This is a genomic window from Polynucleobacter sp. MWH-Berg-3C6 (assembly GCF_018881855.1).
Lineage (GTDB): Bacteria > Pseudomonadota > Gammaproteobacteria > Burkholderiales > Burkholderiaceae > Polynucleobacter.
The window spans coordinates 368,963-384,137 of record NZ_JACVPN010000001.1 but is presented as its reverse complement, the minus strand read 5'-3'; the positions used below and the strand labels follow the sequence as shown (position 1 = coordinate 384,137).

Here is a 15,175-nt window from a genome sequence, read left to right as displayed (position 1 = left end):
AGAAAAAATGTTAAGCCGTACCGCTGATTGTCTCTACTGGATGGCCCGTTATACCGAGCGCGCAGAAAATACTGCCCGCATGCTCGATGTGAATCATCAAACCTCCCTGTTGCCACAACCCAAAGAGTTCCTTGAGCAAAGCTGGAAGAAATTACTCACCATCTCCAAGCTAGAAGATGCTTTTCTGAGTAAATATGATGTTGTGAATCGTGAGAATGTTTTAGATTTCATGATTTATGAAACCAGCAACCCATCGAGCATCGTTTCCTGCCTCTATGCTGCCCGTGAAAATGCCCGTGTGATTCGCGGCAAAATTACTTCCGAAGTTTGGGAAACCCAAAATACCACTTGGTTAGAGTTGCAACGCATTCTCGAAGCTAGACATCAGGCTGACCATAGTAGACTTCTTGAGTGGGTGAAACACCGCTGCCACCTCTTCAGAGGGGTGTTGCATGGCACGATGCTGAAAAATGAAGCCTTCTACTTCATTAATGTAGGAACACTCTTAGAGCGGGCTGACAATACTGGCCGTATTCTAGAAAACAAATATGAAGATCAAGCAGCGCTTAAAGTTCTCAATCCCAAAAAAGGTGCTGATGATGGCAGCGATGGTGAGTTCTTTGATTTCTATCACTGGGCTGCACTACTGCGCTCCGTTTCTGCTTTTGAGATCTACCGTCAAATCTATTCTGATCAAGTAACTCCTAAACAGGTTGCCGAACTACTGATTTTCAATAAACAAATGCCGCGCTCATTAGTCTGCTGTGTGAATGAACTCATTCCCTTAATTTCTGAAGTAAAGAATCAGCAATCGAAAGAGATTGAGCGTTTATTGGGCAAGCTCAAGGCTAGTCTAGACTTCTCCGATATTGATGAAGTCTTTGAGCAAGGTTTAGAGGAATTTATTGAAGTCTTTCTAGAGCGCATCAACCATATCGCCGATGAGTTTAGCAATGCTTATCTCATCCCATTAGCAACTAACTAAGAGTTAGTAAAACATGCGCTTAAAAATTCGTCATCGTACTGAATACCGTTATGAGACTCCCGTACGTTATTCCATCCAGGAGTTACGTCTGACCCCGCCATCCACTAAGGGTCAAGAGATTGATAAATGGAAGGTGAGCACCCCCATTAAATCTGCAAGCTCAATCGATACTTTTGGAAATGTGTGCAACGTATTTGTTCAAGAGAGTCCCTACACCTCAATGATGATTGAAGCCGAGGGTGAAGTCCACACTCAAGATGCCTTTGAGTTTATTGATGATGCTAAGGCAGTTTCACCCTACTATCTGTTACAGCAAACCCATTTGACCGAACCTACCGAAGAGATGCTGAAATATTTTTCAGCCAGCCTTCCAAAAATAAATTCTGTGGATGAGATTTTGAAGCTAGCTGCTGCGGTCCAAAAAACTATTGAATATTCACCAGGGCAAACAAACTTTGCCACCACTGCCGCTCAATCGTTTGCTATGAAATCGGGTGTATGCCAAGATCATGCGCACATCATGCTTGGACTATGCCGTGCATCCAACATCCCAGCGCGTTATGTCAGTGGATATTTCTTTGCTGAGGAGTCCCCCAATCTTGCGAGCCATGCTTGGATAGACTTTTGCAGTGATATTGATCGAGGTGTTTGGATCAGCGTTGATATTACTCACGCATGTCTAGTGGATTCACGCCATATTCGATTGGCTATTGGCCGTGACTACTACTCTGCAGCACCAGTCAAAGGCGTTCGATCTGGCGGCGGTGGAGAGGAGCTCAGTGCCAGCATCTCTATTCAACAAGTCACCTAGCAGCTCTATCGAGATAATTAAGGGATAATTTCAGAAAATGATAAATAAGGGCTAGGGTATGACGTACTGTATTGGACTTTGTCTAAAAGACGGCTTGGTTTTTCTCTCAGATACCCGCACTAATGCCGGCGTAGACCAAATCGGCACCTTCAGAAAAATGAGCATTTTCCAAAAGGGGAATGACCGTTTCTTTGTAATGATGAGCGCCGGTAATCTAGCAATCACCCAGTCCGTTAAAGAGATACTGCTGCAAGGACAACTATTTAAAGGCAAGAATCTCTGGACTGCCAAAAACTCCTATGAAGCAGCGGTGGTTGTGGGTGATGCTATCAAGCAAGTTTATGACCGTGATCATGTGGCACTTGAAAAAGCCGGTCTTGAATTTAATTGCAATATGATTTTTGGCGGCCAGGTAAAGGGTGAGGCGCCACGCCTATTTAATATTTACTCGGCTGGTAACTTTATTGAAGCTACCCCAGAGACCTGCTACTTCCAAATTGGCGAGTCCAAATATGGCAAGCCGATCTTGGATCGAGTACTCAATTTCACTACGCCACTAAACCTTGCAACTAAGTGTGCCTTGATTTCGATGGACTCCACTCTGAAAAGTAATATTTCAGTAGGGCTGCCTTTAGATATGCTGGTTTATGAAAAAAACTCTCTCAAAGCAACCAAGCTTGTTACTCTAGATGATAGAAATCCCTATTTCGCCATGATTCATCAATCCTGGGGCGAGAAGTTGCGTGAGGCCTTTAATTCGATACCTGAGCCCAGCTGGAGTGGCGCACATAAATCAAGTGCTATCTCTATTCCTGCAAAGAAAATAGGGGCTGTTCCAATTAACCATCCGCCATCAAAATCAAGGGCAAAGACTACAACCAATAAACCTACTCAGAAAGTAGCAAGCAAAAAGGTAGCCGCTAAGAAAAAGTAAATTTAATAGAGCTAATAAAAAAGCCTAGATTCAATCTAGGCTTTTTTATCACTATCGCTTACTACAATTTGCTTAGGCTTTTAAACTCTTACCCAACATTTCCCAAGTTTCGACTACGCTATCTGGATTCAATGAGATGGAAGTAATACCTTTCTCAACTAGCCAACGCGCAAAGTCTGGGTGATCTGATGGGCCTTGGCCGCAAATACCCACGTACTTGTTTTGCTTACGGCAAGCATCAATAGAGCGTGCAATCATAAACTCCACTGCTGGATCACGCTCATCAAAATCAATTGCCAGCAATTCCATGCCGGAGTCACGATCCAAGCCTAGGGTAAGCTGAGTCATGTCGTTAGAGCCGATAGAGAAGCCATCAAAATACTCAAGGAACTGATCGGCCAGAATTGCATTCGATGGAATCTCGCACATCATGATGAGACGCAAGCCATTAACACCACGCTTGAGGCCCAATTTCTCCATCATATCGATCACACGCTTCGCCTGATTGATAGTGCGAACAAATGGAACCATGATCTCTACGTTATCAAGGCCCATATCTTCACGCACACGCTTCATTGCTGCGCACTCGAGAGCAAAGGCTTCGCCAAAATCCTCGGATACGTAGCGTGATGCGCCACGGAAGCCCAGCATTGGATTTTCTTCATCAGGCTCATAGCGTGAGCCGCCAATCAACTTCTTGTACTCATTGGACTTGAAATCAGATAAACGCACAATCACTGGCTTTGGATAGAAAGCCGCCGCAATCGTTGCTACACCCTCAACTAATTTATCTTCATAGAACTGGCGTGGGCTGGCATAACCACGAGCCACACTCTCCACTGCGCGTTTCAGATCTGGATCAATATTTGGATACTCCAGAACCGCACGCGGATGAACGCCAATGTAGTTGTTAATGATGAATTCGAGACGAGCAAGACCTACACCTGCATTCGGAATTTGGCAGAAATCAAATGCCAACTGAGGATTACCAATATTCATGGTGATCTTCACTGGAATCTCTGGCAATACACCACGAGATACTTCGGTCACTTCAGTCTCGATTAAGCCATCATAAATATGACCTTCGTCACCTTCAGAACAAGAAACGGTTACCATCATGCCATCCTGCAAATGCTCAGTGGCATCACCGCAACCTACAACCGCAGGTACACCTAATTCACGCGCAATAATTGCAGCGTGGCAAGTACGACCACCACGGTTAGTAACAATTGCTGAAGCACGCTTCATGACTGGCTCCCAGTTAGGATCGGTCATATCAGCCACTAAAACATCGCCTGGCTGAACGCGATCCATTTCGCTTGGGTCACGAATAATGCGCACTGGGCCCGCGCCAATCTTTTGACCAATTGCGCGACCTTTTGCTAATACCTTAGAGCTGCCCTTGAGCTTATAGCGCATCTCAACTTGACCAGCCGCCTGACTCTTCACAGTCTCAGGACGGGCTTGCAGAATGTAGATACGGCCATCTTGGCCATCTTTACCCCACTCGATATCCATTGGGCGACCGTAGTGCTTCTCAATAATGACTGCATACTTAGCCAACTCAGTAATGTCAGCATCTTCCAAAGAAAAACGATTGCGCTTTTCTGGAGTTACGTCGACTGTTTGCACTTTCTCGGCAGAACCTTTAGGTGCAAATTGCATCTGAATGAGTTTAGAGCCCAAAGAGCGACGAATGATTGCTTTTTTATCTTGGGCTAATGTGGTTTTAAATACATAAAACTCATCAGGATTTACCGCACCCTGAACCACTGTCTCACCTAAACCGTAGCTTGAGGTGATGAAGACTACATCTTCAAATCCAGATTCGGTATCTAGAGTAAACATCACGCCTGCAGCGCCAAGATCAGAACGAACCATGCGCTGAATACCAGCAGATAAGGCTACTTCGGCATGGGCAAAGCCCTTGTGGACACGGTAGGAGATTGCGCGATCGTTATAAAGAGAGGCAAACACTTCGCGAATCTTCTTTAAAACATCCTCAATGCCTTCGACGTTTAAGAAGGTTTCTTGTTGTCCAGCAAAAGAGGCATCGGGCAAGTCTTCTGCAGTAGCAGATGAACGTACCGCAAATGAACCTTTACCAGAATCATCCAATACGGCAAATGCCTTACGAATTTCTTCTTCAAGCTTTGGCTGAAATGGCGCAGTCTCAATCCAATTACGAATTTCAGCACCAGCTTCAGCCAATGCGCGCACATCATCAATATTTAAACCTTCTAAACGCTTTTGAATGCGCTCTGTCAGGTTGCTATGCGTCAGGAAATCACGAAACGCCAATGCAGTAGTCGCAAAACCTGTTGGGACACGAACTCCCGTGGAAGCTAATTGAGAAATCATCTCACCTAATGAAGCGTTTTTGCCGCCGACGGACTCAACATCCGTCATGCGAAGCTGCTCAAAAGGCAAAACATAGGCATCTGCCATACTGCTATTTTGTTGCTGTTGGTTGGACATAAAATACTCTCTAAGGATGGGAAAACTGGTCAGGCAGCCACTCAAAATGGGGCATACTTCAATAAATCCTATTGTAGTGCTGACCCCGACCCTTAGACCAAAACCATGTCCACCGAAACCCGTATAGTTTTTATTGTTTCTGACGGAACCGGCATCACCGCCGAGAACTTCAGCCAGTCGATTTTGGCCCAATTTGAGGCTAGTTTTAAGCACATCCGCATCCCTTTTGTGGATAGCGTCGATAAGGCTCATGAAGCCGTTAGCAGCATTAATCAAGCATTCAATAAATATGGGGTGCAGCCTATCGTATTCACCACTTTGGTGAATACAGAACTCAACAATATTGTCGCTAAGGCGAATGGCCTCATTTTGGATATGTTCCAAACTTTTGTGGCGCCACTTGAGGCTGCCTTGGGCCTGAAATCTACTCACGCCATGAATCGGCTACACCACAATGCCGATACCGATGCCTACAAAAATCGTATTGAAGCCATCAACTACTCCTTGGCTCACGATGATGGGCAATCGAATCAAAATCTTGCAGATGCTGATGTGATTCTGGTTGGCATCTCACGGGTTGGAAAAACACCGACCAGTCTTTACTTAGCAATGCAATATGGATTAAAAGCCGCAAACTATCCATTGATTCCCGAGGATTTCGAGCGCGGCCAGCTTCCTAAAGACTTGATACCCTTCCGGCAAAAGATTTTTGGACTCATGATTGATGCCGAAAGACTTTCAGAGATTCGCAATGAACGACGTCCGGGCAGTAATTACGCCAAACTTGAAAACTGTCGCTATGAAATTAATGAGGCGACTGCGATGATGAAAAAACAATCCATTCCTTGGGTTTTAACAACAAGCAAGTCAATTGAAGAGATTGCAACTACCGTTTTACAGGCCATCAAATCCGATAAAACAATACTGGGTTAGCTTTACTTAGCTGCGCCTGACACGCATGGTCTCAAATAAGCAGACGGCCGCGGCGGTAGAAACATTCAGGGATTCAACTCTGGGGTCTATGGGAATAGATACCCCTTTGGCTTGAGCTAGAAGATCTTCAGAGACTCCTTGACCCTCGCTACCCATAATCCAGGCAACTGGGTGAATTAAATCTTTTTTGAGCGAGAAGAGTTCTTGTTCTGCATCTGCAGTGGCTGCCAACATCGGCGCAGTTACTGCGCTGAGTGCTTGCTGATTAGACCAGCCTTCATACAAATCCAATAAACGGTGTGCGCCCATACCAGCACGTAAAACTTTGCTCGACCATAAATGTGCGCAACCCGTTGTAGCGATTACTTGAGTAAAACCTGCAGCAGCTGCAGTACGCAATATGGAACCTACATTACCGGCATCCTGAATGCGATCCAAGATCACAACATCACCCTCCAATGTCGCAATCGATTGCGGTGGAGTCAAGCACGATTTTGGAAGATCAAGAAGGCCTGCGATATGCGGAGCATTCACTAGATCACTTAGTAAATCCCATAAGGCGCTATCTAGTTGATAAACTTTAGTATCTGGGCATATTTCTATATGTTCATAGACTGCCTGTGAGATTTCTACATTCTTGAGACCAAGCTCAGAGGTAAGGAGGGTTTTCAGAGCAGGATCACCAACCCAAGTCTGCACAAGATGAATACCCTCTAACAAAGCCTGACCACCAGCCAGCCTTGCTTTCTGGCCCTTAGAACCGGTTGCTTGGAGATTACGAATCTCCTTAAATAAAAGATTCTCTTTGGAGGTAATGAGGTCAAAGCTCATGCTAGTTCACCATACCCTCAAGAACTTTTCGTACAGGAGAAAAGCTTCTACGATGCTGATCACAGACACCAAACTCCTTTAAAGCTGCAAAGTGAGCTTCAGTTGGATAGCCCATGTGCTGTGCAAATCCATATTGCGGATAACGATTGTGCAATTCTTGCATCTGGTGATCACGCGTTACTTTTGCAATGATAGATGCCGCCGAAATTGCCTGCTCTTTAGAATCCCCTTTAATGATTGCCTCAGAAGGTATTGGCAACTCAGGGCAACGATTACCATCAATCAGAGCTTTGTCTGGCCAAGCGCCTAGTCTGGCAGTTAAATCCTCAACAGCACGACGCATCGCCAACATCGTGGCTTGCAAAATATTAATATCGTCGATTTCTGCAGGACTGGCCTCACCAAGACCCCAGGCTTTTGCCTTTTCCATGATCTGCTCGTAGAGAAAATCGCGGCGTACAGCAGTCAGTTTTTTGGAGTCTTTCAAACCTGCAATTGGATTACTTGGGTCTAGCACTACTGCGCCTGCCACAACCGATCCAACAAGTGGCCCACGCCCTGCTTCATCAACACCACAGATCCAAATCAGACTCACGAGCTCACTCTTTTCTGACGGCTATTTGCAATGGTTTGAGCAACCGCTTGTGCGACCAAAAGACCAGTTGGTCGGCGAAGTGTTTCATGCATTTGAGCAAAGCGTGCTTTTAGTTCAGCAACTTTACCGGGATTATCTAGCCACACTTGCAGTGCCTTGGCCAATTTTTGAGGAGTAGCATCATCTTGCAACAGCTCTGGCACCACAAACTCACCACATAAAATATTTGGCAATCCCACATAAGGCAAATAGCCTTGGCGCTTCATGATTTGCGCAGTAAGCCAAGGCACCTTATAAGAAATCACCATTGGTTTTTTCCATAAAGCCGCTTGTAAAGTGGCTGTACCGCTGGCAATTAACACTACATCAGAGGCTTCCAATACTTCATCAGCCATACCATCGAGTAAATGAATCTGAATATCTGGATTTTTGGTTTTGGTTTTGATGAGAAGCTCTTCAAGTGGCGTACGCAGTCTTGGTGTTGCTACCGGAATCAAAAAATGAAGTTTTTGACCCTTGAGCTGCTCTACTATTAGTGCCATCGTTTCAAAAAACACCGGCGCTATCAGTTCAATCTCTGAACTACGACTACCCGGTAAAACTGCAATCACAATTCCATCAAGCGCATTACTAGGAAGCTTTTGTAGATTCGTAATTTTTGCTCGAGCTTGATTTACATTTGGCTCAGGCGGAATTTCGCTTGCAAGGGGGTGGCCTACATAGGTTGATGCCACACCTGCACGATCATAAATTTCTGTTTCGAATGGAAAAATACAGAGCATCCGCTCGACAGCCTGAGAAATTTTCTTGATACGCCCGGCTCTCCACGCCCAAATGGATGGAGACACAAAATGTAAAGTCGGAATACCTGCTTTACGTAAGTGAAGCTCAACACCTAAATTAAAATCCGGCGCATCTATTCCCAAATAAACATCGGGGCGCCCCTCGCCCGTTAGATTTTGGATGAGCTCTTTGCGAAGCTTGAGAATGGCAGGAAGCTGTTTGATTGCCTCAACATAACCTCGAACACTCAAGGTCTCCATGGGCCAATCAGAACGCATGCCTTCCGCTTGCATACGAGGACCACCGATGCCATAGACCTCTAGGCCAGCCATATCCGGAATTTGATTTAAGGCACTGAGTACTGGTGCAGCAAGCAAATCACCAGAAGGTTCGCCAGCTACACAAGCTAACTTAGGCAAAGCGGAACCTTACCGAATGATGCCGCGCGTAGAGGCGGCAATGAAATCATGAAACTGGGTCAGTTTTTCTGCAGTAGCAGTATCAGCCGTATTTGCAGTAATCATTTTTTTGATTTCTACCTTAGCATCCTCAAAACTTAAGCCATCTTTGTAGAGAACTTTATATGCCTGACGTAATGCAGAAATTGTTTCACTGGAGAAACCACGGCGCTTCAAACCTTCAACGTTGATGCCATGTGGGCTGGCCTTATCACCAGCCGCAATCACAAATGGCGGGATATCTTGCACTAAAGCAGATGCACCGCCTAGCATGGCGTGTTGACCAATGCGAACAAATTGGTGAACGCCAGACATGCCACCCATGATTGCCCAGTCTTCAACTTGGACATGGCCCGCAATTTGAGCATTACTAGAGAAAATAGTGTGATTACCAACTTGGCAGTCATGCGCAATATGCACATATGCCATGATCCAATTGTCATTACCAATACTAGTAATACCTAAGTCTTGGGATGTACCGGTATGGATCGTAGTGAACTCACGAATGGTATTGCGATCGCCAATTATTAACTGGGTTGGTTCACCACGGTATTTCATATCCTGTGGAGCGCCGCCAATTGCAGCGAAATGTGCAAAATGATTGTCTTTACCAATGGTTGTGTAGCCCTCGATGACGGTATGTGAGCCCACCTTCGAACCGGCACCAATTTTCACGTTAGGCCCAATTACAGAATACGGGCCAATCTCAACATCGCCAGCTAACTCGGCTTTACTATCAACGACAGCTGATGCATGAATTCGATTCATTACGCGCCTTTCGAACGAACTGCACAGGTAATATTTCCCTCAGCAGCAATCTCACCATCTACAGTTGCCTGAACAGCAAATTTATAGATGCCTGCACGTCCACGCTCTAACTTGGCAGTCATGATCAACTGATCGCCCGGCAATACCGGCTTTTTAAAACGAGTCCCATCAATACCAGCAAAGTAATAAATAGCGTCTTCTGCACGCTCTTCTGAAAATGTCAGCAAGGCAGCAGTCTGAGCTAGCGCTTCAATAATGAGAACGCCTGGCATTACTGGGAAATCTGGAAAATGTCCCTGAAAAAATGGTTCATTCATCGTTACATTCTTGAGTGCAGTAATCGTTTCACGTGGAGTGATTTCAAGTACGCGATCAACCAATAAAAACGGGTAGCGATGTGGCAATAACTTCAGAATCTTATTGATATCGATTGCATTAGCTTTGCTCATAAATTACCTACTTAAAAGTGAATATTAAATTGCCAAGAGCTCTATGACTCTGAATGCTTGCCTTTATCCAACAAACGCAAACGTTGACGTATTTTATCTAGGCCGCGCAGTATGGCAGCATTTTTCTCCCAGGCAGCGTGTGGCATTGAGGGATAAACCCCCGTGAAATGCTGTCCTGGCTCGTTAATAGAGCGAATAATAGAGGTGTTACCCGAAACGGTAGTTCTATCGGCGATAGTGAGATGCCCTGCAAAATTGGCTGCCCCACCAATGATGCAGAAATGGCCGATTTTTGTACTACCTGAGATAGCAGCGCAGCCTGCAATTACGCAGCAACGGCCAATAGTGACGTTATGCGCAATTTGTACTTGATTGTCTATTTTTGTTCCAGCACCAATCATGGTGTCACTCATAGCGCCACGATCAATCGTAGTGGAGGCGCCAATCTCAACATCGTCACCAATGATCACCCGACCCGTTTGGGGAATCTTGACCCATTCACCACCGCTAGCAGAAAAATCTGGGGCGAACCCAAAGCCATCGGCACCAATCACGGCACCACTATGAATGATGCAGCGTTCGCCAATTTGGGTCTCATGATAAATCGACGCCGAGGGATAAATCAGGGTATCGTTTGCAATCTCGCTATTCATTGCGACACTGGTATTACCCAAAATCGCCACGCGCTCACCTAGCTTTACTCCAGCGCCAATCTGTACAAAAGGGCCAATGTGGCATGAGGCGGGAACAATTGCTGTGGCATCTATTGCAGCACTTGGATGGATTCCTGGCGCATATTTTGGCGCACTTGCTTTTGCAAAATACTGAGCCATTCTGGCAAAAGTTGCGTAAGGATTTTTAGAAACAAAGTAAACCCGTTTTGCAGTATTCGCGCCCGGGTTTGCTTGCAAAAACTCTAAATCCGCTTTGCTAACAATCAATGCGCCAGCTGCACTATCACTTGCCTGCTGACGATACAGTGGATTGGAAAGAAAGGAGATTTGCTTGGACTGCGCCCGCTCTAAAGGGGCTAGCCCATCAAATGCTGAGGATGCTTCCCCCACCAAGCTTGCTTGAAACTGTTCGGCCAGCTCGATGGCGGTGGGCATAAAACTTACTTAAGACTATTCAAAGCCTTGATGACATCATCAGTTACGTCGGCCTTAGGGCTGACATAAGCTGCTTCTTGAACAATGACGTCAATTTTTCTTTGTTCAGCAATTTGGCGCAACACTAAGTTTGCTTTTTCAGCGATCTTAGCGCGCTCTTCAAATGTACGCTGGTTGAGATCTTCCGTGAATTCCCGTTGCTTGCGTTGCAATTCGCGATCTTGATCTGCTAGCTCACGTTGACGACGAATACGCTCTGCCTCATTCATGACAGCAGCATCACGATCTAACTTTTCAGCTGCAGACTTAATTTTTTGCGCGCTGTCACGCAAGTCATTCTGACGCTTAGTGAACTCGTTTTGTAAACGGGTTTGCATTGCCTTTGCCAGATTGGACTCATTAAATACTTTTTCAGAGTTCACAACTGCTACGCGAGTACCTGCATCTTGAGCATGCACTTGGGCAGCAAAGATTGTTGCTACTGTAGCAACACAAGTGATTTGAATCCATTTTGAAAATTGACTGAACTTCATAAAACTTTCCTCAAACAATTAAAACGCTGTACCGACCTGGAACTGTAAACGCTGCACGTTAGCTGATGGATATGGCTTATACGGAATACCGTAGCTAAACTTGAGTGGTCCCAAAGGTGAAATCCATGATATACCCAAACCGTAAGAATAACTCAAAACGAGGTTGATATTTTCCCCAAAAGCATTACCGCCATCTATAAACGCAAAAGTACGCAATGTCTTATCGATACCTGACCCAGGGACTGGAACGGTATATTCCACATTGGTTACGATCTTAGATTGCCCACCAGTTGGCTGATTGCGGCCAATGACTGTGTTGTAGTACTGCGGGCCAAGCGATCCAGGCGCATATCCACGAACTGAACCAATACCGCCCACATAGTAGTTTTTGGTAATCGGGAATGGGTTATTTCCGTAAGCCTCGCCATAACCAACCTCACCATTAAAGGATAGGATATTTCCTTTAGAAAATGAATGGTACTTTTGATACTGGCCATATAAACGATAGTAGGTCATGTTGCCAGCGGGAGTGCCCACTTCAGCAGACAGTTGCTGCAAAGAACCAGTAGATGGAATTAAGGCGCTGTCACGACCATCTCGAGACCAACCTGCAGTCAAGGGAATGTTATAGGTAGTTAGAGTTGCAGGATAGCCTGGTGGCGCAATGCCATAGCTCTCAGCATAATTTAAATAAGGCTGAGGAGTATTTGATGAGGTTTGAATCTGATAAGCCTCAATACCTGTTCCAAAGAAAACTCGGTCCACTTCAGTATAAGGAACGCCAAACTTAATATTTGAGCCAACTGACTTAATTTGGTAATTTGTATCACCAACGTAATACAAAGGCTTTGAAGACCGGTAGTACAGGTCGGTATAGCGGCTAATGCCATCTTCAGTGAAGTATGGATCGTAATTGGATAAGGTGAGATTTTGATTAATCTTGCCTAAAGAAAAATTTAAGCCGACTGCTGTACCGGTACCAAATGCATTCTCTTGATTAATACCCGCTGAAAGAATCAACTTTTCCGTGGATGAAAAGCCAGCACCAATTGTTACAGCGCCAGTAGGCTTTTCAGTAACCTTCACTTTTACATCTACCTGGTCAGGAGATCCGGGGACATCCTCGGCGGTAATATCGGTTTCAGTAAAGTAACCCATACGGCCCAAACGCTTTTTAGATAAATCGATCTTGTCGCTGTCAAACCAAGAGCTTTCAAACTGACGCATCTCTCGACGAATAACAATGTCACGAGTTTTTGCGTTACCAGAAATATCTACCTGACGAACATAGATACGGCGTCCTGGATCAACTACTAAGGTTAAATCAACCTCTGCCTTATCGCGAGCTACGTCTGGCTGCGGATTAATCGTTGCAAAAGCGTAGCCATATGAACCTAGAATCTCGGCAATTGCCTTAGTGCTTTCGGTCAACTTGGCAGAAGAAAAGGTGTCACCAGACTTTAATGTGACCAACTGCATTAACTCAGCCTCTTTACCCAAAGCATCGCCAGCAATACGAACATCTTTTACTGTGAATTTTTTACCCTCATTAATACTGATAGTCAGGTAAATGCCTTTTTTATCGGGAGTGATCGATACCTGAGTAGATTCGATAACGAACTCGAGATATCCACGATTTAAATAATAAGAACGAATGGTTTCTAAGTCAGCAGTCAGTTTTTGCTTGGAATATAAGTTGTCTTTGCTATACCAAGATAACCAACCGCCAGTTTTAAGCTGCATCTCTCCCTTTAGCGTGCCCTCACTAAATGCTTCGTTGCCAATGAGACTGATTTCTTGGATTTTGGCAACAGGGCCTTCGTCAACATTGAAATAAACAGCTACTTGGTTACGCTCGATCGGGGTTACTGTAGCAACTACCTCGGCAGCATACATACCCTTACCAACATACTGACGTTTTAGCTCTTGCTCAGCCTTATCAATTAATGCCTTGTCATAAAAACGCGCTTCTGACACGCCCACAGCCTTCAATGACTTTCGTACAATCTCTTGATCAAACTCTTTCATTCCCGTAAATTCAATACGAGAAATTGTTGGGCGCTCTTCAACGATCACAATGAGAACATTGCCCTGAGCCTGAATTTGTACATCTCTAAAAAAGCCAGTGCTATATAGAGACTTAATTGCTTCTGCGCCCTTTTCTTCTGTGAAAGTATCTCCAACTTGCACAGACAGATAGCTAAATACTGTTCCTGGCTCTACGCGCTGCAATCCTTCAACACGAATATCTTTAACAACGAAAGATTCAGCCGCATAGACATTCAAGCTGAGTGCGGCAGAAAACACCAACAAAAGCTGAGCAACTAAACGAGCAGATATGCGAAGGGATGAGGTCAAAAAATTCAAGGCGAAAAATAGCGTTGTAAATCATTAAACAAGGCCAGCAGAGACAGAGAAATCAGCAGTAGAAAGCCCACTTTTTGGAACTGTTCTTGCAGCGAAATCGATATCCTCTTACCAGCGACCAACTCCCATGCATCATACAGTAGCTGACCCCCATCAAGCATCGGGAAAGGCAGCAAATTCAGCAAGCCAATGCTAATACTTATAAGTGCTAAAAATGCAAAAAATGGCTGCCAACCTACCTGGGCAGACTTGCCTGCCATATCCGCAATACTTAATGGCCCTCCGAGCTGCTTTAGGGAGGCATTTCCAGTAAATAGTGCAGCCATGAGCCTTACCGAGACTTTAGTAATTAGCCAGACCCTTTCGGCTGCAAACCCTAAGGCATCAACCGGCCCCAATTTCAACTCATTCCACTCTGCAAGGGGTGTCGACTTAGGCAGCACACCAAGAGCTAACATGGGGTCAGTTTCCGGGCCTGCCTGCGGCATATCCGAGGCTAAAAAGGTCTTCACGTGACTACCGCCTGAAGGGCTTTGCATTTCCAAGGCAAAGCCAGACTTAGCGGTCAACGCATCCAAGAGAATCCAGCGTAATGCATTCCAACTTGGTACAGGCTCAAATTCACCAGAAAGGGGCGCAGAATTTGAATTCGATAGACTCTGCCAACCAATAACACGATCCCCTTCTAAAACACCTAATTTGGCTGCCACTGAATTTTCAGGGGGTGCCTTCAAGATCGCAGGCAATTGTGGCGCACCAGAAACGTAAATCACAGCGAATAAAACTACCGCCAAGAAAAAATTGGCAAATGGACCAGCCGCAACAATGAAAGATCTCTGCCACAGTGGTTTGCAATCAAAAGATTGGGGCTGATCTGCAAAAGTAATGGTTTGCTCACGGTCTCGCCCATCGAGCAACTTCACATAACCACCCAAGGGAATGGAGGCGAGAACCCACTCAGTTTTATTGTTCGCAACATAGGTAAATAAGGGTTTACCAAATCCAACCGCGAATCGTAGTACACGAACACCACACAAGCGCGCTGCTAAAAAATGTCCAAACTCATGAAAGCTTACCAGCACGCCGAGGGTGACTAAAAATGCAGCAAGAGTAATAAGTGCCTGCAAATAAATTCCTAGTA

14 protein-coding genes are annotated in these 15,175 nt (G+C 45.2%); 4 read left to right on the top strand and 10 right to left on the bottom strand.

Going from position 1 to position 15,175, the window contains the following annotated elements; translation table 11 throughout:
* Window positions 1-7: 7 nt before the first annotated feature.
* Genes ICN13_RS02020 through ICN13_RS02010 form a run of 3 tightly spaced genes read left to right on the top strand, consistent with a single transcriptional unit; the run spans window position 8 to window position 2,730 of the window.
* The gene (locus ICN13_RS02020) at window positions 8-985 is read left to right on the top strand and encodes an alpha-E domain-containing protein (RefSeq protein WP_216138737.1); all 978 of its coding nucleotides are present in this window, start codon (window positions 8-10) and stop codon (window positions 983-985) included.
* Window positions 986-998: 13 nt separating this feature from the next.
* Window positions 999-1,796, top strand: coding sequence for a transglutaminase family protein (locus ICN13_RS02015; RefSeq protein ID WP_216138736.1), 798 nt, complete (start codon window positions 999-1,001; stop codon window positions 1,794-1,796).
* A 58-nt stretch (window positions 1,797-1,854) separates the two neighbouring features.
* Window positions 1,855-2,730, top strand: a complete 876-nt coding sequence (locus ICN13_RS02010; RefSeq protein WP_216138735.1) for a peptidase — start codon at window positions 1,855-1,857, stop codon at window positions 2,728-2,730.
* Window positions 2,731-2,802: 72 nt separating this feature from the next.
* Here ICN13_RS02010 and ppsA read toward each other — a convergent pair whose 3' ends face one another.
* On the bottom strand, window positions 2,803-5,208 hold the full coding sequence (ppsA, locus tag ICN13_RS02005) for a phosphoenolpyruvate synthase (RefSeq protein WP_216138734.1): 2,406 nt from the start codon (window positions 5,206-5,208) through the stop codon (window positions 2,803-2,805).
* Window positions 5,209-5,313: 105 nt separating this feature from the next.
* Between ppsA and ICN13_RS02000 the strand changes: the two genes are divergently transcribed.
* Complete coding sequence (locus ICN13_RS02000; RefSeq protein ID WP_216138733.1) at window positions 5,314-6,141, top strand: pyruvate, water dikinase regulatory protein; 828 nt, start codon at window positions 5,314-5,316, stop codon at window positions 6,139-6,141.
* A 6-nt stretch (window positions 6,142-6,147) separates the two neighbouring features.
* Here the strand turns inward: ICN13_RS02000 and ICN13_RS01995 are convergent, their stop codons facing one another.
* Genes ICN13_RS01995 through ICN13_RS01955 form a run of 9 tightly spaced genes read right to left on the bottom strand, consistent with a single transcriptional unit; the run spans window position 6,148 to window position 15,161 of the window.
* Complete coding sequence (locus ICN13_RS01995; RefSeq protein ID WP_216138732.1) at window positions 6,148-6,972, bottom strand: RNA methyltransferase; 825 nt, start codon at window positions 6,970-6,972, stop codon at window positions 6,148-6,150.
* A 1-nt stretch (window position 6,973) separates the two neighbouring features.
* Window positions 6,974-7,567: a ribonuclease HII gene (rnhB, locus tag ICN13_RS01990; protein ID WP_216138731.1), complete on the bottom strand. Its 594-nt coding sequence runs from the start codon at window positions 7,565-7,567 to the stop codon at window positions 6,974-6,976.
* Entirely contained in the window at window positions 7,564-8,769 is a 1,206-nt protein-coding gene (gene lpxB / locus ICN13_RS01985) for a lipid-A-disaccharide synthase (RefSeq protein WP_216138730.1), read from the bottom strand. Before lpxB ends, rnhB begins: the two co-directional genes overlap by 4 nt.
* 9 nt (window positions 8,770-8,778) lie before the next feature.
* Window positions 8,779-9,576 carry an acyl-ACP--UDP-N-acetylglucosamine O-acyltransferase gene (gene lpxA / locus ICN13_RS01980; protein ID WP_216138729.1) on the bottom strand — a complete coding sequence of 266 codons (798 nt, stop codon included), beginning with the start codon at window positions 9,574-9,576 and terminating at the stop codon, window positions 8,779-8,781.
* Window positions 9,576-10,025: a 3-hydroxyacyl-ACP dehydratase FabZ gene (gene fabZ, locus ICN13_RS01975; protein ID WP_216138728.1), complete on the bottom strand. Its 450-nt coding sequence runs from the start codon at window positions 10,023-10,025 to the stop codon at window positions 9,576-9,578. Before fabZ ends, lpxA begins: the two co-directional genes overlap by 1 nt.
* Before the next feature lie 41 nt (window positions 10,026-10,066).
* Window positions 10,067-11,134, bottom strand: a complete 1,068-nt coding sequence (lpxD, locus tag ICN13_RS01970) for a UDP-3-O-(3-hydroxymyristoyl)glucosamine N-acyltransferase (protein WP_216138727.1) — start codon at window positions 11,132-11,134, stop codon at window positions 10,067-10,069.
* A gap of 5 nt (window positions 11,135-11,139) precedes the next feature.
* Entirely contained in the window at window positions 11,140-11,667 is a 528-nt protein-coding gene (locus tag ICN13_RS01965) for an OmpH family outer membrane protein (protein WP_216138726.1), read from the bottom strand.
* A gap of 18 nt (window positions 11,668-11,685) precedes the next feature.
* A complete protein-coding gene (gene bamA / locus ICN13_RS01960; protein ID WP_370622935.1) occupies window positions 11,686-14,025 on the bottom strand; it encodes an outer membrane protein assembly factor BamA in 2,340 nt (779 codons plus the stop codon).
* 5 nt (window positions 14,026-14,030) lie between these two features.
* Window positions 14,031-15,161, bottom strand: a complete 1,131-nt coding sequence (locus ICN13_RS01955) for an RIP metalloprotease (RefSeq protein WP_216138724.1) — start codon at window positions 15,159-15,161, stop codon at window positions 14,031-14,033.
* Window positions 15,162-15,175 lie beyond the last annotated feature (14 nt).